Origin of the sequence: Enterococcus sp. DIV1368f (assembly GCF_051712245.1) — a bacterium.
Taxonomy (GTDB): domain Bacteria; phylum Bacillota; class Bacilli; order Lactobacillales; family Enterococcaceae; genus Enterococcus; species Enterococcus faecalis.
This window is the reverse complement of record NZ_JBIOON010000001.1, coordinates 1,442,390-1,462,106: the sequence shown is the minus strand read 5'-3', so window position 1 is coordinate 1,462,106 and position 19,717 is coordinate 1,442,390. Positions and strand designations below refer to the sequence as shown.

Genomic DNA, 19,717 nt, shown 5'->3' with positions numbered 1-19,717 from the left:
AGGATTTCTCATGAAAAATGATCGTCTAGGCGCAAATGTCCTAAGTATGAAAGTCATTCCCAATGTCGATCCGGCATTAGCAAAAGAATTATCATTGAAACCAGAACATCGCTCATTAGGAATTGTTACTTCCGATTGTGATGATGTCACTTATGTTGCATTAGATGAAGCAACCAAAGCCGCCGATGTTACTGTAGTTTACGGTAAAAGTATGTATGCTGGCGCAGCAAATGCTTCAACCAAATTAGCTGGTGAAGTGATTGGCATTATTGCTGGTCCGAGTCCTGCTGAAGTCAATAGTGGCTTGAGTGTCATTACGCAAGTCATTGAAGAAGAAGCCAGCTTCTATAGTGCTAACGAAGATGACAGTATTGTTTATTTTGCACATGTAGTATCAAGAACGGGTAGCTTTTTATCTGAACAAGCGAATATTCCTGAAGGTGAAGCGATTGCTTATCTGATTGCACCACCGCTAGAAGCAATGGTTGGCTTAGATGCAGCAATGAAAGCTGCCGATGTTCAAATGGGTGTCTTTTATGGCCCACCTTCTGAAACGAACTTTGGCGGTGCCTTATTGACAGGTAGTCAATCTGCATGTAAAGCTGCTTGCAGTGCGTTTGAACAAGTCATTCAAAATATCGCTGACAATCCGTTGAGTTATTAAGGATGTGACCTGAATGAAAGCATTAGGAATGGTCGAAGTCAAAGGATTTTTAGGTGCCATTAGTGTGGCTGATGCGGCATTGAAAGCCGCCGACGTTACTTTGTTAAAAGCTGAAATTATTAATGGCGGTTTAACAACTGTGGAACTGATTGGTGACGTTGCCGCGGTCCAAGCTGCCGTTGAAGTAGGCACGGAAGTAGCTAAAGAATTAAATTGTTTAATTGCTCATCATGTGATCTCACGGGTTGATGCTCAAACGGAAGTAATTTTATCAGATCCAGAACCAAAGTCAGCACCTGAACCGATGGAACAAGTAGAAGTAATTGAAGAAGAGATTGAAACACCAGATTTGGAAGAACACACAGGCACACGCCAAAAATTAGAAACACAACGCGTGGTTGATTTACGCAAACAAGCTTACAAAATGAACCTAAGTAGTTTAAAGAAAAGTGAGATTAAATTTGCCAATAAAGAAGCTTTAATTCAAGCAATCATGGCTGAAATAGAAAGAAGTGAAGACGAGTGGAATTAGTAGATAAAGACTTACGTTCCATCCAAGAAACAAGAAATTTAATCAGAAAAGCCAAAGAGGCACAGCAAGTATTAGCAACATTTTCGCAAAAACAAATCGATGCGATTGTCCAAGCGGTTTCAGAGGCTACATTTAACCAACGAGAAAAGTTAGCGAAAATGGCCAATGAAGAAACAGGATTTGGTATCTATGAAGATAAAATCATCAAAAATGCTTTCGCTTCAAAAGTAGTATATGACGAAATGAAGGACAAAGCTACAGTTGGTGTGATCCATGATGATGCTGCCAAAAAAGTCACTGAAATTGCTGTCCCAGTTGGTGTGATTGCAGGATTAATTCCTTCTACCAACCCGACATCAACAGTCATTTACAAAGCATTAATTTCATTAAAAGCTGCCAACAGTATTGTTTTTTCACCACATCCCAATGCGTTGAAATCGATTATTGAAACAGTGGAAATTATCCAAAAAGCGGCTATTGCTGCAGGGGCACCAGAAGGTTGTGTCTCGGTCATCAAAACGCCAACTATGCAAGCGACCAGCGAATTAATGAAAAATAAAGAAACAAATTTAATTTTAGCTACTGGTGGAAACGCAATGGTTAAAGCCGCGTACTCTTCTGGGACACCAGCAATCGGTGTTGGGCCTGGTAATGGACCAGCCTACATCGAACGAAGCGCAAATGTTCCTCATGCAGTGAAACAAATAATGGATTCAAAAACTTTCGATAACGGTACAATTTGTGCATCGGAACAATCAATTATTGTTGAAACTGTCAACCGTGAAGCGGTCAAAGAAGAGTTAATTAAGCAGGGAGCGTATTTCTTAAGTCCAGCCGAAGCCGACAAATTAGCTAAATTTATTTTACGACCAAACGGTACAATGAACCCGCAAATCGTAGGACGTTCCGTTCAACATATTGCTTCATTAGTCGGTTTATCTATTCCAAAAGATCGCCGCTTAATTGTTGCCGAGGAAACACATGTAGGCTTGAAATATCCATTTTCAAGAGAAAAATTGGCACCGATTATTGCTTTCTATACAGTTGAAAACTGGGAAGCAGCTTGCGCGTTATCAATTGAAATTTTGAAAGGTGAAGGTGCGGGTCATACGATGGGTATTCACACAGAAAACAAAGAAGTCATTCGTGAATTTGGCTTAAGAAAACCCGTCTCTCGTTTGCTTGTTAACACCTCTGGTACACTTGGCGGAATTGGTGCTTCAACTAACTTAGTGCCAGCATTAACACTTGGTTGTGGCGCAGTTGGTGGCAGCTCAACTTCTGATAATATTGGGGTTGAAAATCTGTTCAATTTACGTCGTGTTGCTTATGGCGTGCGTGATTTAGAAGAGATTCGTCAAGAATTTGGTCAAACATCAACCACATCTGTGGCTACTTCTTGCGAAACAACCAATCAAGAAGAACTAGTAAATGCCGTGGTAGCCCAAGTTTTAGCTCGCTTAAACTAACAAGAAACGAGCGAGTAAGAGTAAAACAAATGAATTATTGGATTTAGGGTTTGGGACCTAAGTCAAATTGATAATTGTCCCAAATTTTTAAAAATAAAACATACATCTTAGGAGGAAATTATAATGTCAAGTACAAATGCTTTAGGAATGATCGAAACTCGTGGTTTAGTAGGTGCTGTTGAAGCAGCCGATGCAATGGTGAAAGCGGCAAACGTTACTTTAATTGGAAAAGAACAAGTCGGTGGCGGTTTAGTTACAGTAATGGTTCGCGGTGACGTTGGTGCCGTGAAAGCAGCAACAGATGCTGGTGCTGCTGCAGCAGAACGTGTTGGCGAATTATTATCTGTCCATGTAATTCCACGTCCACATACAGAAGTAGACGCTATTTTACCACACGCAACAACTGAATTATAATTTTGATTTTTTGGGGCAGAGGTAGGTTCATTACTTCTGTCCTAAACTTTCATTGAGGAGGGGTGTTATGACAGTTATTACAGAAGATATGCTTCGCAACAAAAGGCTTAAAAAAGAACTAGAAGATGGCACGGATTTTGTGTTTCCTGTAGGCAGTTTTCTGACGCCAGCCGCCAAAAGCTATCTACGCGAGCATCGGATTAATAGCAGCTTCTCTTCAACAAACCCATTGCTTTCTGAGGTTCATTCAGTGAAGGCCTCCTCACAAAAACAAAAACAAGAACATTTATCAAAAGAAACAATTTATGAGATTCGGCACTTAAGCCATCTATTGTATTTGCCTTTCTTAACGAATGAAGCGTTATCAACAGAAGGTTGGTTATATTTCGAACAACAACAACAGTGGTTAGAGAAGTTTATTTTAGAACAGTCGATTGTAATGGAACCAGTCATTCTGGAATCAAAGGTAACTATTCTAACTAACCAACAGAGACAATGGCGCTATTCCTCAAAAGAAATTCAATTACAACTAGATAAAATTATTCTCCAGTTAAAAGGAGAATCACAACTGTTCGGACTTTTTCAAGCTTGGGCTACAGAATTAATTAGCACCATGGCTGAAATATCACGAAACTAGGAGATGAACAAATTGGATTCAATGAATGAAATTGTTGAAGAAGTTGTTAAACGAATTCAGCAACAACAACAAAATACTTTTGAAGTTGAAGCTTCTGGCCGACATGTTCATTTGTCTCGTCAAGAGATTGATGCATTATTTGGACCAGGATATCAACTAACAAAAGTGAAAGATTTATCACAACCTGGACAGTTTGTTTGTAAAGAACGAATTACGGTTGCTGGACCTAAAGGACTTTTTCAAAATGTGGTTATTTTAGGCCCTGAACGTAGCGAATCACAAGTCGAAGTTTCTATGACGGATACACGTATTTTAGGAATTAACGCCCCAGTTAGAGAGAGTGGCAAGACAGAAGGGACGCCAGGCGTCACGTTGATGAACGGATCAGCAGTTGTGACATTAAGTCACGGCTTAATTGTTGCCAAACGTCACATTCACATGACACCCGAAGACGCCTTGAAAAATAAAGTAAGCAATAGCCAAATTGTGCAAGTCAAAGTGGAAGGCACACGTCCGTTAATCTTTGATGATGTAGTTGTGCGAATCAGTCCACGATTTGCAACGTACATGCACATTGACTACGATGAAGCCAACGCTTGCGGCTTAACCAAAGGAGCTCGTGGCTATATTCTTAAGTAAAAGGAGGAAGGACAATGAACGTTTCTGAAATGGAAAATTTGATTCAACAGATTACTGATCGAATTTGCCAACAATTGCTGTCGTCGTCTTATTCAGTGGCTTTAGCAGAAGCAAAAGAAGCATTTCCTGAAGAAATGTTTGTTCGTTTTCCTGATGTAAATTGGGTAACCAAGGAGCAGAAGCTAGCACGAGGCTTGGTTGTAAAGAGGCTAACGATTTCCCAAGTAAATGCGATTGCGCATTTACAGGAAACGGATGAATTAGTCAAAAACATCTTAGCATTCTTATTTGAAGGTAAGCCGGTATTGGTTTTAACCCCAATACCTTCAGTGAGTAAAAATTCACGATTGAAGTATCGTTTGAAACAAACGATTCAGGAAAACGTGGACATGTGCCAACAGTTTGGGCTGATTTTTTATCATGATTCAGAAAATTACGCTGTGTTTCAGGCGGCCTGTCAAAAACAACTTCGTTCTTTGGCTGAGACCAAACGAACCTACATTACTGAAAAACAATTGATAAGAATGACAGAATCAGGTGTTTCTTTAAGTAAAAACGCCTATTTAACCCCGTTAGCGAAAGATTATGCTAGGAAACATCAATTGCTGACGTAAGGAGGAAAAACGATGCTTTTAGGAAAAGTGACTGGTAGCCTTTGGTCAACAAGAAAAGATGAAAAATTAAATGGCTGGAAATTTATGATGGTTGATATTTTGAATCAAGAGGACGAAAAGCAAGGATTTTTAATTGCTGCTGACAACGCTGGAGCTGGTGTCGGGGACAAAGTGTTAATTAGTCAAGGCAATGCTGCCCGTATTTCGGCAGAAGATTCAAATGTCCCAATTGATGCAATGATTATTGGTGTCATTGATTCTACAGAGGAAGAATAGGGAGGACGAGACATGAGCATTAATGAAATTATTATGTATATTATGGTTCTTTTCATGATTATTGGAGGAATCGATAAATGTATTGGCAACAAACTAGGTTTAGGGGAGCAATTTGAGGAAGGGATTATGGCTATGGGTTCTCTAGCGCTTTCTATGGTAGGGATTATCACTTTAGCGCCTGTCTTAGCCAATCTTTTAAGTCCGATTGTCGTTCCTGTCTATGAATTACTAGGTGCTGATCCAGCAATGTTTGCCACAACCTTATTGGCTAATGATATGGGCGGCTTTGCGTTAGCGCAACAATTAGCCAATGATCCACAAGCTGGTTTATTTGCGGGGGCAATCTTAGGCGCAATGATGGGACCAACATTAGTCTTTACAATTCCAGTAGCGCTTGGCATTATCCAAAAAGACGACCAACAATTCTTAGCAACGGGTGTTTTGAGCGGGATTATTACAATTCCTTTTGGTTTATTAGCAGGTGGTTTAACAGCTGGCATGCCATTGTCATTGATTATTCCTAACTTAATTCCAATTATTATTGTTGCTGCTTTAATTATTTTAGGTTTATGGTTAGCGCCAAAAGGCATGATTAAAGGCTTCCAAATTTTTGGTCAAGGCGTAGTGATTGTCGCTATCTTTGGTTTAGTTGTGGGGGCGATTCAACTATTATTAGGAATTACAGTGATTCCTGGTATTGCACCAGTTACTGAAGGAATTGAAGTCGTTGGCGGGATTGCTTTAACTTTAGCTGGCGCTTTCTGTTTAGTAGCTGTGATTACGAAAGTCTTTAATAAACCATTGATGAAACTAGGAAAAGTTTTAGGAATGAATGAAGTAGCGGCTGCAGGAATGGTTGCTACATTAGCTAACAATATTCCCATGTTCCAAATGTTAAAAGACATGGATAATCGAGGAAAAATTATTAATATCGCTTTTGCTGTTTCGGCTTCTTTCGTTTTAGGTGACCACCTTGGTTTTACTGCAGGCGTAGCAAAAGAAATGATTTTTCCAATGATTGTTGGCAAATTAGTTGGAGGGATTACCGCCATTTTTGTGGCTATCTTTATGGCAAATCGAATGCTAGGGAAACCCGAAACAGAAGTGAAATAATGAGGTGTAAATATGACAGAATTAAATCGTGAAATGATTGAAACGCTTGTTCGACAAATTGTCACAGAAAAATTAATGCCGACTAAACAAGTGGATCCAAGTGGAATTATGTCCATCAAATTACCCGAAATCGACGTAACAGAAGACGATCGTTTAGATACAGGCAACCCAGCGGACATTGTTTACACAAAAGATCTGTTTTCTTTAGAAGAAAGCCCGCGCCTTGGTTGCGGTTTAATGGTGATGAAAGATACTACCTTCGACTGGACATTGGAATACGATGAAATTGATTATATTATTTCAGGACAACTGGATATACTGATTGACGGACGTAAAATTTCTGCAACAGCCGGCGAAATTATTTTAATCCCGAAAAGTAGCAAAATTCAATTTTCAGTGACGGGTGATGCCCGCTTTGTCTACGTGACTTATCCAGCAGATTGGCAAAGCCAATAATTATTTTACCGGCAGTCAGAGAATAATTTTGCCAAAACCCTTTACTCAGCGTTATAATAAATAAGAACGAAAAAAGGGGTTGAGTGAATGACATTTGAGAATCCAAGTCAAAATCAAATTTTTGATATTTTAAAACAAGCAAAAAATATTGCGGTAGTTGGTTTGAGTAACAAGCCCGACCGCACGAGTTACAAAATTGCGGAAATTTTACAGCAACATGGCTATCGTGTGTTACCTGTCAATCCAGTTTTAAAAGGTGAAACGGTGCTTGGCGAAACGGTTTATGGGGCATTAACAGAGATTCCTGAAAAGATTGATATTGTTGATGTCTTTCGGCGGAGTGAATTTTTGCCAGAAGTGGCCGTAGAAACATTGAAAACAGAAGCACCTGTTTTTTGGGCCCAACTAGGTTTGGAAAACGAAGAGGCAGCGAACTTGTTATTAAATGAAGGTCGGCAAGTTATTATGAACCGTTGTATTAAAATTGAATTGGCAAAAATGGCAGATGCTGAATAAACACGTGTAATTTTATAAAGAAAGAGCGTCCTGAACGGAAAGCTCTTTTTTTTTTGACCCAGATAGAGTATTATTGTAATGATGGTTTTAGAAGGAGCGAACGGAAAACGCAAGAAACCGGCTCACTCTTCTTCTAATTCTTTAAGAAATAGTTAATGTACGCTTATTAACTAAACGAGAATCTAAGTATAAGGAGTTTTTTCTTTGGCTAAAAAAATTAACAATGAGTACAATGATGCCTCTATCCAAGTCCTAGAAGGATTGGAAGCAGTGAGGAAAAGACCTGGTATGTATATCGGTTCAACCGATAGCCGTGGACTCCATCACTTAGTCTATGAAATTGTCGATAACGCAGTCGATGAAGCGTTATCTGGCTACGGGAATGAAATCAACGTAACTATCCAAAAAGATAATAGTATTTGTGTTGCAGACTCTGGCCGCGGAATGCCAACAGGGATGCATGCTTCTGGTATCCCAACAGTAGAAGTCATTTTTACTGTCTTACATGCGGGTGGTAAGTTTGGCCAAGGTGGCTATAAAACTTCAGGCGGACTCCATGGGGTGGGTGCCAGTGTTGTTAATGCCTTATCTAAGTGGTTAGAAGTTCATATTGTTCGTGATGGCGTAGAATACATGGAACGATTTGAGGACGGCGGTAAACCAGTTGGTACCTTAAAAAAAATCGGCAAAACAAAAAAACGCAACGGCACCTCCGTTACTTTTTTACCTGACGACACCATTTTCTCTACGACAAATTTTTCTTACGAAATTTTAGCAGAACGTTTGAGAGAATCAGCTTTCTTATTAAAAGGCGTCAAAATTACTTTAACGGATGAACGTGGGGAAGAACCCAAAGAAGAAGTCTTTCGCTACGAAGAAGGCATTAAAGAATTTGTTGCCTATCTAAATGAAGAAAAAGATACATTAACACCTGTTGTTTATTTTTCAGGAGCCAAAGAAGGTATTGAAGTTGAATTAGCCTATCAATACAACGATGGCTATTCTGAAAATGTTTTATCTTTCGTTAACAATGTCCGCACAAAAGATGGCGGTACCCACGAAGTCGGTATGAAAACGTCAATGACAAAGGCGTACAATGAATATGCACGGAAAGTGGGACTATTAAAAGAAAAAGATAAAAATTTAGAAGGTAGCGACTTCCGTGAAGGCTTAGCAGCCGTCCTTTCTATTCGAGTACCAGAAAACTTACTACAGTTCGAGGGCCAAACCAAAGGGAAATTAGGTACACCTTTAGCAAGAACCGTTGTCGACAACGTCGTAGGCGAACAAATGGGCTTCTATTTACAAGAAAACAGTGAAATGAGTCAATCATTAATTCGGAAAGCGATTAAAGCCCGTGAAGCCCGTGAAGCGGCTCGCAAAGCCCGTGAAGAAAGCCGGAACGGTAAAAAACGGAAAAAAGGCGAATCGTTACTTTCTGGAAAATTAACCCCAGCTCAATCCAGAAATCCTAAGAAAAATGAATTATATCTTGTCGAAGGAGACTCGGCCGGTGGCTCAGCAAAACAAGGGCGCGACCGGAAATTCCAAGCCATTTTACCGCTACGAGGAAAAGTCATTAATACGGAAAAAGCGAAAATGCAAGACATCTTGAAAAATGAAGAAATCAATACTATGATCTATACGATTGGCGCAGGCGTTGGTCCTGAATTTTCAATTGAAGATTGTAATTATGATAAAATCATCATCATGACCGATGCGGATACCGATGGTGCCCATATTCAAGTGTTGCTATTAACGTTCTTCTATCGTTATATGAAACCATTAATCGAAGCCGGGAAAGTCTACATTGCCTTACCACCACTTTATAAAGTCTCTAAAGGAACTGGAAAAAAATCAGTCATTGAGTATGCTTGGACCGATGGTGAATTGGCAGAAGTGATTGATAAAGTTGGTAAAGGCTATATGCTCCAACGCTATAAAGGTCTGGGGGAAATGAATGCAGAACAACTTTGGGAAACAACGATGGATCCTGAAACTAGAACCTTAATTCGTGTTCGGATTGATGATGCAGCTCAAGCAGAACGCCGTGTGACCACATTAATGGGCGATAAAGTCGAACCTCGTCGAAAATGGATTGAACAACATGTTCAATTTACATTGGAAGAAGATGGCAGTATTTTAGATCGTTCAGAAGAAGACACTTCTGCACCAACAGGAGAAAGTCTTTTAGATGCGGAAAAAACAAAAGAAGCAGAACAAACCGATGACACTGAAATCAGTTTGTTTGACATAGAGTAGGGAGTGACAATTTTGGAAAAACGCCAAGAAGTTCAAGAATTAACCCTTGAAGAAGTAATGGGCGATCGTTTTGGAAGATATTCCAAATACATCATTCAAGAACGGGCCCTACCAGATATTCGAGATGGGCTAAAACCAGTACAACGCCGCATTCTCTTTTCAATGAATAAAGACGGCAATACCTTTGATAAAGGCTTTCGTAAATCGGCAAAATCTGTCGGAAACATTATGGGGAATTATCATCCCCATGGCGACATTAGTATTTATGAAGCGATGGTGCGTCTAAGTCAAGACTGGAAATTACGGGAAGTACTAATTGAAATGCACGGAAACAACGGAAGTATGGATGGCGACCCACCAGCGGCGATGCGTTATACAGAAGCTCGTTTATCACAGTTAAGTGGTGAGTTGTTAAAAGATATCGACAAAAATACCGTCGACTTCGTCTGGAATTTTGACGATACAGAAAAAGAACCCACTGTTTTACCAGCCAAATATCCTAATTTATTGGTAAATGGCTCAACGGGGATTTCAGCAGGTTATGCAACAGAAATTCCTACACATAATTTAGCGGAAATTATTGATGGGACCGTGTATTTAATTGATCATCCTAATGCAAGTTTAGAGAAATTAATGGAATACATTCCAGGACCAGATTTTCCAACAGGTGGGATCTTACAAGGAAAAGCAGAAATTAAAAAAGCCTACGAAACCGGCCGTGGTAAAGTAATTTTACGTGCGAAGACAAAGATTGAACCGTTAAAAGGCGGCAAACAACAAATTGTCATTTCTGAAATTCCTTATGAAGTCAATAAAGCAACGCTAGTGAAGAAGATGGATGAAATCCGTTTAAATAAAAAAGTAGACGGCATTGCCGAAGTTCGTGACGAAAGTGACAGAACTGGCTTGCAAATTGTTGTTGAACTAAAAAAAGATGTCAATGCAGAAGGTATTTTAAATTATCTATTTAAAAATACTGAATTACAGATTAACTATAATTTTAATATGGTTGCGATTGACAACATGACCCCGCAACAAGTGGGCCTAAAACGGATTTTAGAAAGTTACATTACGCACCGCAAATCAGTTATCATTAACCGTTGTCAATTTGAGTTGGACAAAGCTCGCAAACGTGAGCACATTGTTGCTGGTTTAATTAAAGCATTGTCTATCTTAGATAAAGTGATTGCAACAATCCGTGGCAGTAAAGATAAAAAAGATGCGAAGAAGAACTTAGTATCCGACTATGCGTTTACTGAAGAACAAGCTGAAGCAATCGTTACTTTACAGCTATACCGTTTAACCAATACAGATATTACTGATTTACAAGAAGAAGCGAAAACTTTAGAACAACAAATTGCTGAGTTATTGAACATTTTAAACAATGAAAAAGAACTATTCTCAGTCATGAAAAAAGAACTTCGCGAAGTTAAAAAGCAATATGGCAATCCGCGCTTAACTCAAATTGAAGAGGAAATTCAAGAAATCAAGATTGAAACAGCCGTGTTAGTTGCGCAGGAAGACGTGGTCGTAACCGTGACGCACGAAGGCTATATCAAGCGGAGTAGTATTCGTTCTTATACAGCATCAAAACCAGAAGAAATCGGCATGAAAGAAGGCGACTTTTTACTATATGCTGGCGAAGTCAATACATTAGATCATCTTTTACTAGTAACAAATAAAGGAAATATGATCTATCGCCCCGTCCATGAGTTGCCAGATTTACGCTGGAAAGAAATTGGCGAACATATTTCTCAAACCATTTTAAATCTTGCTATCGATGAATCGATTATTGCTGTATATCCTTATAAAGAGTTAAGTCCGACAAAAACCTTTGTTTTCATTACAAAAGCTGGCATGATTAAACAAACCAAAATGGCTGATTTTGAGCCTTGGCGCACGTATAAGAGCCGCCCGACATCTTGTATGAAATTAAAATCAGACCAAGATGAAATTACCAATGTTTATTTAACAAATGATCAAGACTTATTGGATGTTTTCCTCGTTAGCAATCGCGGTTTTGGCTTACGCTATCCATTATATGAAGTACCAGTCGTAGGTAGTAAAGCGGCTGGAGTTAAATCAATGAACCTCAAAGAAGATGATTATGTCGTTAATGGTTTACTGGTTCATTCTGAAGGGGATACACCGATTGTCATCGTTACCCAACGTGGCGGTGTTAAACGCATGTTAGCCCAAGAATTAACACAATTAGGACGAGCAAAACGTGGATTAATGGTCTTACGGGAATTGAAGAAAAATCCACATCGTGTTGTCTTTATGTCTGAAAGCACCGATTTAGATTTATTAGTCACTACGCAAAAAGGCACACAAGAAGTTATTCAGTCGAAAAATTATCCAATCAGTGAACGAACATCCAACGGTTCCTTTGTCATCGATGAACAAAAAGATGGCCAAGTAATGGAAGTCCACGAGATGCATTCTGCAGTGATTGAAGAAGAACAAACAAACTAAACTGTGTTATAAATATCTCCACAGCAGCCATCTGTATTAATACAGATGGCTGCTGTTTTTAATACAGAAGTACATTTTTCACAAGTGATAACAACTATAAATCGTTCTTATTTTCACAAGTATAAATGTTTATATATCAGCATTTAGAATCTTTGCTCCCCATTTATTTATTAAGAAAGTGCAATAAATAATAAAAAAACGCTTGCATCTAAAAGGTTATGTGTTATACTAATCACATAAAGCTGTTACATACAATCAAGTAGCAGTTAACTAAGGAGGCAAACACTTCATGAAACAATGGGAAGGCTTTAAAGGCGACAAATGGAGAACAAGCGTTGACACTCGTGATTTTATTCAAAACAACTACACAGAGTACAAAGGCGACGACAGTTTCTTAGAACCAATCGCTCCGAGCACTGACAAATTATGGACAAAACTACAAGAATTATTTGAAATCCAACATGAAAAAAATGGCGTTTATGACATGGATAGCGATATCCCAGCAACTATTACGTCACATGAACCTGGTTACTTAATCAAAGAAGAAGAAAAAATTGTCGGTTTACAAACAGATGTACCATTAAAACAAGCATTTATGCCATTCGGTGGTATTAAAATGGCGAACAATGCCTTGGTTTCAAATGGTTATGAAACTGACGAAGAAATGACAAAAATCTTCACAGAATACAGAAAAACACATAACCAAGGTGTTTTTGATGCCTACACAGCTGAAATGCGTTTAGCACGTAAAAACAAAATCATTACTGGTCTTCCAGATGCTTATGGCCGTGGCCGTATTATCGGTGACTATCGTCGTATCGCATTATATGGTATCGACTACTTAATGGAACAAAAGAAAAAAGATCATGATAACACTGGTAACAAAGAAATGACAGACGATGTTATTCGCTTACGTGAAGAAATTTCTGAACAATACCGTGCGTTAAATGACTTAAAACAAATGGCTGCTTCTTATGGTTTCGATATTTCTCGTCCTGCTGCAAATGCGCAAGAAGCAATCCAATGGTTATACTTTGGTTACCTAGGTGCCATTAAATCTCAAAATGGTGCGGCAATGTCAATTGGTCGTATCTCAGCATTCTTAGATATCTATATCCAACGTGACTTAGAAGCAGGTTTAATCACTGAATTTGAAGCACAAGAAATGATTGACCATTTAATCATGAAATTACGTATGGTTAAATTTGCACGTACACCAGAATACAACCAATTATTCTCTGGTTATCCAATTTGGGCAACATTATCTATTGCTGGTATGGGTATTGACGGTCGTTCATTAGTTACCAAAAATGACTTCCGTATCTTACACACCTTAACAAACATGGGACCATCTCCAGAACCTAACTTAACTGTATTGTATTCTTCTCACTTACCAGAAGGTTTCAGAACATATGCAGCTAAAATCGCGAAAGAAAGCTCATCTATCCAATTTGAAAACGATGACTTATTACGTGAAAACTGGGGCTCTGACGACTGTGCAATCGCATGTTGTGTTTCTGCAACAGTTATGGGTAAAGATATGCAATTCTTCGGCGCTCGTGCGAACTTAGCGAAAGCTGTTCTTTATGCAATTAACGGCGGGGTCGACGAAAAAACTAAAATGCAAGTAGCACCAAAATATCGTCCAATGACTGGTGACAAATTAGATTACCACGAATTCATGGAACGCTATAAAGACATCTTAGACTGGTTAGCTGAATTGTACGTTAACACATTAAACATTATTCATTACATGCATGATAAATATGCATATGAAGCACCACAATTAGCTTTAATGGATACTGATTTACAACGGACATTCGCAACTGGTATTGCCGGAATCTCTCATGCGACTGATAGTATCATGGCAATTAAACACGGTGAAGTAGAAGTAATCCGTGACGAAGATGGTATGGCAATTGATTATGTACCAACAAAAGAATTCCCAACATACGGAAACGATAACGAAGAAGCCGATGCAATGGCTAACTGGATTTTAGATTACTTTATGACACAAATTAAACGTCAACACACATACCGTAACTCTAAACCAACGACTTCATTATTAACAATCACTTCAAACGTTGTTTATGGTAAAGCAACAGGGAACACGCCTGACGGACGTCGTGCCGGCAAACCTCTTGCACCAGGTGCGAACCCAAGTTATCAAGACGGTAAATTCTTAGGTGAGAAAAATGGCTTGTTAGCTTCATTAAACTCAACAGCTCGTTTAGAATATACAATCGCTTTAGATGGTATTTCTAATACACAAACCATCAACCCTAATGGTTTAGGTAAAGACGACGACACAAGAATTAACAACTTACGTAACGTATTAGATGGCTACTTCGATAAAGGTGGTTACCACTTAAACGTAAACGTATTTACAAACGAATTATTATTAGATGCACAAGCACATCCAGAAAAATATCCAAACTTAACTATCCGTGTATCTGGATATGCCGTGAAATTCCGTGACTTAACTCCTGAACAACAAGCAGACGTTATTTCAAGAACTTCACACGACAGACTATAAAAAACATTTACATTATTTAACTGAAAGGGTGACATTTAACGTGTCATCCTTTTCGTTTGAAAGAAGAGGGATCATTATGACAACACCAGTTACAGGTAGAATTCATTCAACAGAAAATTTTGGTACCGTTGATGGCCCAGGTGTCCGTTTTATCGTATTTACACAAGGGTGTCGCATGAGATGTCAATTCTGTCATAATCCAGATACTTGGAAAATTGGTTCCGGTGGTCGTGTGGTGACGACTGACGAAGTATTAGAGGAAGCATTACGTTTTCGCTCTTATTGGGGCGAAAAGGGTGGTATCACTGTCAGTGGTGGTGAGCCGCTATTGCAAATGGACTTTTTGATCGATTTATTTAAAAAAGCCAAAGCACAAGGCATTCATACAACCTTAGATACGTGTGGCAAACCTTTTACTCGGGAAGAACCCTTCATTAGTCAATTTGATGAATTGATGAAGTATACAGATTTACTCTTATTTGACATCAAACATATTGATAACGAGCAACATAAACTGTTAACAACGCAATCAAATGATAATATTTTAGAGATGGCTACCTATTTATCTGAAATTGACAAACCTGTTTGGATTCGCCACGTATTGGTGCCTCAACGTAGTGATTACGACGAATATTTAATCCGTCTGGATGCCTTCATAAAAACATTAAACAATGTAGATAAAGTTGAAGTGCTTCCTTACCATACGATGGGCAAGTACAAATGGGAAGAACTAGGTATTCCTTATCCATTAGAAGGAATTGAGCCTCCTAAAAATGATCGTGTTGAAAATGCGAAAAAACTACTACATGTCGAGGACTATCAAGGTTATCTAGCACGTTAACAAACGAAAAAATAGAAAAGAAGACAATTTTTTTGTTGTTTCTTTTCTATTTTTTGTTATCATTAAGAGTGAATCAAAACCAAGGAGTGTGTATTATGTCAAAAATTTTAGTTTTTGGACACCAAAATCCTGATACAGATGCTATCGGAGCAGCAATTAGTTTTGCTTACTTACAAAAAGAATTAGGAAAAGAGACAGAAGCTGTCGCTTTAGGAACACCAAGTGAAGAAACTCAATATGCCTTAGATTATTTTAATATTGAAGCACCACGTGTTGTCACTGAAGCAGCTAGCGAAACAAACCAAGTCATGTTAGTGGATCATAACGAATTCCAACAAAGCATTTCAGATATCGCTGAAGTAAACATTTTAGCAGTAGTGGATCATCACCGGATTGCCAACTTCGAAACAGCAGATCCATTGTATTATCGTGCAGAACCAGTAGGGTGTACCAGTACAATCATCTATAAAATGTTTAAAGAAAATAACGTGACAATTCCAGCTCAAATTGCTGGTATGATGGTCTCAGCGATTATTTCTGATACATTATTATTTAAATCACCAACTTGCACACAAGAAGACATCGATGCAGCGCACGCCCTAGCTGATATTGCTGAAATTAATTTAGAAGGCTATGGTCTTGACTTATTAAAAGCAGGAACAAATTTAAGCGATAAATCAGCTGAAGTTCTTTTAGATTTAGATGCTAAGAGCTTCCCAATGAACGGCAAAACAGTTCGCGTTGCCCAAGTAAATACCGTCGACTTAGCAGAAGTTTTAGATCGTCAAGCTGAATTAGAAGCAGCTATGGCCGCAGAAAATGCAGCCAATAATTATGACTTGTTTGTCTTAATTATTACGAATATCCTAGACAGTGATTCTGAATTATTAGCGATTGGTGCGGAACAAGCCAAAATTGAAGCAGCGTTCAATGTAACATTAGTTAACAATCGTGCGTTCTTACCAGGCGTTGTTTCTCGTAAAAAACAAGTAGTACCACAATTAACAGAAGTCTTTAACTAAAACCGTAAGCGCCTAAGCAACGCGATAAATTCCTTGTTGCTTAGGCGCTTCAATAGTAAAGGGGCGTTAACATGAATGATTTAGCAATTTACTATCATTCTCCGCAACAAACGAAACAATACAATCATTTGCTCAACCACTCACTTTTTTTCCCTCTTGTTACTTTTATGTATGAACATCGGGAAGAAAGAATCATTTTAAGACAATTAAAAGCGGCCTTTGCAACAGAAGCCAAGTTAGAACAATTTTTATCAGAAATGATTGATTGTCAGTTAATCATTCGGGAAAATCGTCAATATCGTTTGAATTTTCCTATTTATACGGCAGCTGAAGTTGCGAGTTTGACCATGGCTGAAGACGAACTTCCTAAGTTTAAAGGAACTGTAACAGAGCAATTATTTTGGCTAGCTGAATCTTTTTGGCCACAAGTGTTTCCAGAAGAGGAAGACTATTTTTTTGGCGTGAGCGGTGGCCCCTCATTTTATCAAAAACAAAGATTGGCCTCGGCACAACTATCTATAATTACGCTTGAAAAAGAAAAGACAGAGGTTCCAACAATACCTCGTTATTTTGATTACTTGGGCAAAGAGGAAGCCTTGCCAGAAGCCTTCAGCGCTTTATATGACTTGCTAGGGGACGTAAATCCTGAATACTATCTTTCGCAAGCGAGAAGAGTTATTAAACAAGCTCTGCGAGGCCGCAAAGTCAGTACTGTGCCTAATATTTTTCAAGAAAGTTTGCACTTGACCCAAGTGATTACGATTGACCAGGACCACTTAAAACTCCTTTTACCAGTAGCAACGGAACAAGCCGAGCCTTTAGAAGCACAGTCGGATATTCTAGCATTTTATTATGAAAAAATTGCTAACCGATCGGCCATCGAACGCTTAGTTTTTATGCAACAATTGATTGAGCAACTAGGTACGAACTCTCTAAGTTATCTTAGAATAAATTAAAGTTACGATAATTTTATTATGTAAACTAAAAATCAATAACAAGAAATGACGCCGCTTCTTAGTGAGAAATGGCGTCATTTCTTTTGCGAACTTTTTTCGTCCAAAACCCACCGGAAATGAACTTAGGCTCATAGGAAATGATAAATGCTCTCGGCTCTAATTGATTGATTAATTTGTACAATGTACGTTCGTTTTTTCTTGGGGAAAGGATTTCTAAAACCATTCGTTCTCCTTCGCGTCCGTAGGCAACACTTTGTGTAACACCATAGCCGTGTTCACGAAGTGTTTCTGGTAAATGAAATTGTTCAGTAGTAGAAGGGAGGATAACCGATACCATAATATAACCCAAGGCCAAATAGTCTTCGATTTTAATTCCTACACTAATGCCAACAGCGTAACCAAGCGCATAAACAAGTAAATTTAAAGGATTGTCTAACCGATTCAGAACCATACTTAGCCCTAAGACATAAATTGTTATTTCAGCCATACTAACCAGCGGTGCAATAACCCGATAACCTTTCATCGTTAACATAAAACGAATAGTATTTAAGGTAATATACGCAAAATTAATGATAAAAATCATAGCTAACATTTTCAAATCAACGACCATAAAATAAGTACCTCTTTTCAAAATCTTTACATCCAGCCCTCATTATAGTACAGAAAAACTGAGAATCAAAGGCGAAACACTTATAGAAATGAATTCTTTTTTGAATACTCGCTCATATTATTCGCCTAATTTAACTGTTATTTGATATAATCTTAGTATGAAGTAAGAAGGAGGTAAGCGATGAAAATTTTTGTTTGGATTTTGTTATTTTTATTAGTAATTAACGTTATTGCTGCCTTAATTACTGTTTTTAGAAAACCTCGTAGTATTTCCAGCGTTTTAGCATGGATGATGACGTTGATTTTCTTGCCTGGTATCGGATTTATTATTTACTTATTCTGTGGGCGGGGTATCGATGGACAAGAAGTATTTAAATTGTCTGATGATGAAAAACAAATGGTTCAACGAATTAAAGAAAAAGTGGACATTGATAACAAAAAAGCAGGGCGCGATAAACGTTATGATTTACTTTATGATGCGAAAGTTTTAAATCGTTATTTCCGGAATATGGACGCATCACCGTTGGCCAAAAGAAATAGTTTGCAATTATTCACAGATGGCCAAGAAAAATTCCAAGCATTATTTGAAGATATTCGTGCAGCGAAAGAAACCGTTCATGTGGAATATTATGCGTTTTTTAATGACACGATTGGCAATCAATTTTTAGATGTATTAATCGAAAAGTTGCATGAAGGCGTGGAAGTTTACTTAATTTACGATCCTTGGGGTTCACCAGGCGCAAATAAAAAGTTTTTTGCTCGTTACGTTGACGCTGGAGGAAAAGTAGCTCCCTTTATTACTTCACGCGATATGATCCGTAAAACACGTCTAAATTATCACTTGCATCGAAAAATTGTTGTCATCGATGGCAAAATTGGCTGGACCGGCGGGTTCAATGTCGGGGATCAATATTTGAATGTCACCGAAAAATTTGGTTACTGGCGAGATACCCATATTCGTTTGGTCGGAACGGCCGTATTTTCATTGCAAGAGATATTTATCATGGATTGGAATGCTTCAGTCAAATATCCTGAAGAACGTATGACGTATCATGAAAAATATTTTAAATTACCAGAAGATCATGAAGTGGAGCATTTGTCCTTACAAGTTGTTTCAGATGGTCCTGATTCAGAAGAAGAAATTTTGAAAAGCGGGTTTGTCCGGATGATTTTTTCTGCAGAAAAGAGTGTCTGGATTCAAACACCGTATTTAATCCCTGATGATAGTATGATTAATGCGTTGTTAGTGGCGGTTCGTTCGGGTGTCGACGTGCGAATTATGATTCCTTGTATGCCTGACCATCCCTTTATTTACCGCGCAACACAATATTACGCGAATTACTTACACAAACGCGGCATTAAAATTTATATTTATGATAGTGGGTTTATTCATGCAAAAACAATGGTAATTGATGATGAATTAGCTATGGTTGGCACAACAAACCAAGATATTCGCAGTTATTCATTGAATTTTGAGGTAAGTACGTTTATTTACAATCCCGACATTGCGTGGATGTTAGCGCAAGTCTTTGAAGAAGATATAGAAAAAAGTGTCTTACTAACCGACGAGATAATTAAAAAACAAGGGTACTGGCTACGCTTCAAGCAAAACTTTTCACGCTTGTTGTCCCCAGTCTTGTAATCAAATAAATCAGCAGTGAATGTAGTAAACTACTATTTTCACTG

Annotated in this window: 19 protein-coding genes; 18 read left to right on the top strand and 1 reads right to left on the bottom strand. The window is 38.4% G+C overall.

Features of this window, described 5'->3' with window-relative positions:
* The first annotated feature begins 10 nt into the window (after positions 1–10).
* The 17 genes from eutL (at position 11) to IGL07_RS07225 (ending at position 17,422) form a co-directional block, all read left to right on the top strand.
* Positions 11–664 (top strand): ethanolamine utilization microcompartment protein EutL, encoded by a 654-nt coding sequence (gene eutL / locus IGL07_RS07305; RefSeq protein ID WP_002357509.1) that lies wholly within the window; start codon positions 11–13, stop codon positions 662–664.
* 13 nt (positions 665–677) lie between these two features.
* On the top strand, positions 678–1,196 hold the full coding sequence (locus tag IGL07_RS07300; RefSeq protein ID WP_002357510.1) for a BMC domain-containing protein: 519 nt from the start codon (positions 678–680) through the stop codon (positions 1,194–1,196).
* Positions 1,187–2,665 (top strand): acetaldehyde dehydrogenase (acetylating), encoded by a 1,479-nt coding sequence (locus tag IGL07_RS07295; RefSeq protein ID WP_002357511.1) that lies wholly within the window; start codon positions 1,187–1,189, stop codon positions 2,663–2,665. Before IGL07_RS07300 ends, IGL07_RS07295 begins: the two co-directional genes overlap by 10 nt.
* Before the next feature lie 123 nt (positions 2,666–2,788).
* Positions 2,789–3,079 carry a BMC domain-containing protein gene (locus IGL07_RS07290; protein ID WP_002357513.1) on the top strand — a complete coding sequence of 97 codons (291 nt, stop codon included), beginning with the start codon at positions 2,789–2,791 and terminating at the stop codon, positions 3,077–3,079.
* A 67-nt stretch (positions 3,080–3,146) separates the two neighbouring features.
* A complete protein-coding gene (locus IGL07_RS07285) occupies positions 3,147–3,716 on the top strand; it encodes a hypothetical protein (RefSeq protein WP_010817312.1) in 570 nt (189 codons plus the stop codon).
* A 3-nt stretch (positions 3,717–3,719) separates the two neighbouring features.
* The gene (eutD, locus tag IGL07_RS07280) at positions 3,720–4,355 is read left to right on the top strand and encodes an ethanolamine utilization phosphate acetyltransferase EutD (RefSeq protein ID WP_002357516.1); all 636 of its coding nucleotides are present in this window, start codon (positions 3,720–3,722) and stop codon (positions 4,353–4,355) included.
* A 14-nt stretch (positions 4,356–4,369) separates the two neighbouring features.
* Positions 4,370–4,969 (top strand): TIGR02536 family ethanolamine utilization protein, encoded by a 600-nt coding sequence (locus tag IGL07_RS07275; protein ID WP_002369364.1) that lies wholly within the window; start codon positions 4,370–4,372, stop codon positions 4,967–4,969.
* 12 nt (positions 4,970–4,981) lie between these two features.
* A complete protein-coding gene (locus tag IGL07_RS07270) occupies positions 4,982–5,245 on the top strand; it encodes a EutN/CcmL family microcompartment protein (protein ID WP_195526153.1) in 264 nt (87 codons plus the stop codon).
* A 12-nt stretch (positions 5,246–5,257) separates the two neighbouring features.
* Complete coding sequence (eutH, locus tag IGL07_RS07265; RefSeq protein WP_002357520.1) at positions 5,258–6,358, top strand: ethanolamine utilization protein EutH; 1,101 nt, start codon at positions 5,258–5,260, stop codon at positions 6,356–6,358.
* 12 nt (positions 6,359–6,370) lie between these two features.
* Positions 6,371–6,814 (top strand): ethanolamine utilization protein EutQ, encoded by a 444-nt coding sequence (locus tag IGL07_RS07260; protein WP_002357522.1) that lies wholly within the window; start codon positions 6,371–6,373, stop codon positions 6,812–6,814.
* 87 nt (positions 6,815–6,901) lie between these two features.
* Entirely contained in the window at positions 6,902–7,330 is a 429-nt protein-coding gene (locus tag IGL07_RS07255; RefSeq protein WP_010817311.1) for a CoA-binding protein, read from the top strand.
* 204 nt (positions 7,331–7,534) lie between these two features.
* Positions 7,535–9,592 carry a DNA topoisomerase IV subunit B gene (gene parE, locus IGL07_RS07250; RefSeq protein WP_010817310.1) on the top strand — a complete coding sequence of 686 codons (2,058 nt, stop codon included), beginning with the start codon at positions 7,535–7,537 and terminating at the stop codon, positions 9,590–9,592.
* Positions 9,593–9,604: 12 nt separating this feature from the next.
* On the top strand, positions 9,605–12,067 hold the full coding sequence (parC, locus tag IGL07_RS07245) for a DNA topoisomerase IV subunit A (protein WP_010706655.1): 2,463 nt from the start codon (positions 9,605–9,607) through the stop codon (positions 12,065–12,067).
* 289 nt (positions 12,068–12,356) lie between these two features.
* On the top strand, positions 12,357–14,603 hold the full coding sequence (gene pflB / locus IGL07_RS07240; protein ID WP_002357529.1) for a formate C-acetyltransferase: 2,247 nt from the start codon (positions 12,357–12,359) through the stop codon (positions 14,601–14,603).
* A gap of 76 nt (positions 14,604–14,679) precedes the next feature.
* Positions 14,680–15,444: a pyruvate formate-lyase-activating protein gene (gene pflA / locus IGL07_RS07235; protein ID WP_002357530.1), complete on the top strand. Its 765-nt coding sequence runs from the start codon at positions 14,680–14,682 to the stop codon at positions 15,442–15,444.
* A gap of 95 nt (positions 15,445–15,539) precedes the next feature.
* Positions 15,540–16,466: a manganese-dependent inorganic pyrophosphatase gene (locus IGL07_RS07230; protein ID WP_002360265.1), complete on the top strand. Its 927-nt coding sequence runs from the start codon at positions 15,540–15,542 to the stop codon at positions 16,464–16,466.
* A 71-nt stretch (positions 16,467–16,537) separates the two neighbouring features.
* Positions 16,538–17,422, top strand: coding sequence for a DUF1803 domain-containing protein (locus IGL07_RS07225; RefSeq protein ID WP_010817309.1), 885 nt, complete (start codon positions 16,538–16,540; stop codon positions 17,420–17,422).
* A 58-nt stretch (positions 17,423–17,480) separates the two neighbouring features.
* On the opposite strand, the gene IGL07_RS07220 is transcribed toward IGL07_RS07225, so the two are convergent.
* Positions 17,481–18,032, bottom strand: a complete 552-nt coding sequence (locus IGL07_RS07220) for a DUF2179 domain-containing protein (RefSeq protein ID WP_002361848.1) — start codon at positions 18,030–18,032, stop codon at positions 17,481–17,483.
* Between the two features lie 180 nt (positions 18,033–18,212).
* Between IGL07_RS07220 and cls the strand changes: the two genes are divergently transcribed.
* A complete protein-coding gene (gene cls, locus IGL07_RS07215; protein WP_002381891.1) occupies positions 18,213–19,673 on the top strand; it encodes a cardiolipin synthase in 1,461 nt (486 codons plus the stop codon).
* The last annotated feature ends 44 nt before the right edge of the window (positions 19,674–19,717 follow it).

Excerpts from the sequence above, each read along its gene's own strand:
- pflA (WP_002357530.1), top strand. The coding sequence starts at position 14,680 with ATGACAACACCAGTTACAGGTAGAATTCATTCAACAGAAAATTTTGGT.
- eutH (WP_002357520.1), top strand. The coding sequence starts at position 5,258 with ATGAGCATTAATGAAATTATTATGTATATTATGGTTCTTTTCATGATT.
- eutL (WP_002357509.1), top strand. The coding sequence starts at position 11 with ATGAAAAATGATCGTCTAGGCGCAAATGTCCTAAGTATGAAAGTCATT.
- pflB (WP_002357529.1), top strand. The coding sequence starts at position 12,357 with ATGAAACAATGGGAAGGCTTTAAAGGCGACAAATGGAGAACAAGCGTT.
- IGL07_RS07300 (WP_002357510.1), top strand. The coding sequence starts at position 678 with ATGAAAGCATTAGGAATGGTCGAAGTCAAAGGATTTTTAGGTGCCATT.
- IGL07_RS07275 (WP_002369364.1), top strand. The coding sequence starts at position 4,370 with ATGAACGTTTCTGAAATGGAAAATTTGATTCAACAGATTACTGATCGA.
- IGL07_RS07225 (WP_010817309.1), top strand. The coding sequence starts at position 16,538 with ATGAATGATTTAGCAATTTACTATCATTCTCCGCAACAAACGAAACAA.
- IGL07_RS07285 (WP_010817312.1), top strand. The coding sequence starts at position 3,147 with ATGACAGTTATTACAGAAGATATGCTTCGCAACAAAAGGCTTAAAAAA.
- IGL07_RS07220 (WP_002361848.1), bottom strand. The coding sequence starts at position 18,032 with ATGGTCGTTGATTTGAAAATGTTAGCTATGATTTTTATCATTAATTTT.
- IGL07_RS07230 (WP_002360265.1), top strand. The coding sequence starts at position 15,540 with ATGTCAAAAATTTTAGTTTTTGGACACCAAAATCCTGATACAGATGCT.
- IGL07_RS07270 (WP_195526153.1), top strand. The coding sequence starts at position 4,982 with ATGCTTTTAGGAAAAGTGACTGGTAGCCTTTGGTCAACAAGAAAAGAT.
- IGL07_RS07290 (WP_002357513.1), top strand. The coding sequence starts at position 2,789 with ATGTCAAGTACAAATGCTTTAGGAATGATCGAAACTCGTGGTTTAGTA.
- IGL07_RS07260 (WP_002357522.1), top strand. The coding sequence starts at position 6,371 with ATGACAGAATTAAATCGTGAAATGATTGAAACGCTTGTTCGACAAATT.
- cls (WP_002381891.1), top strand. The coding sequence starts at position 18,213 with ATGAAAATTTTTGTTTGGATTTTGTTATTTTTATTAGTAATTAACGTT.
- eutD (WP_002357516.1), top strand. The coding sequence starts at position 3,720 with ATGAACAAATTGGATTCAATGAATGAAATTGTTGAAGAAGTTGTTAAA.
- IGL07_RS07255 (WP_010817311.1), top strand. The coding sequence starts at position 6,902 with ATGACATTTGAGAATCCAAGTCAAAATCAAATTTTTGATATTTTAAAA.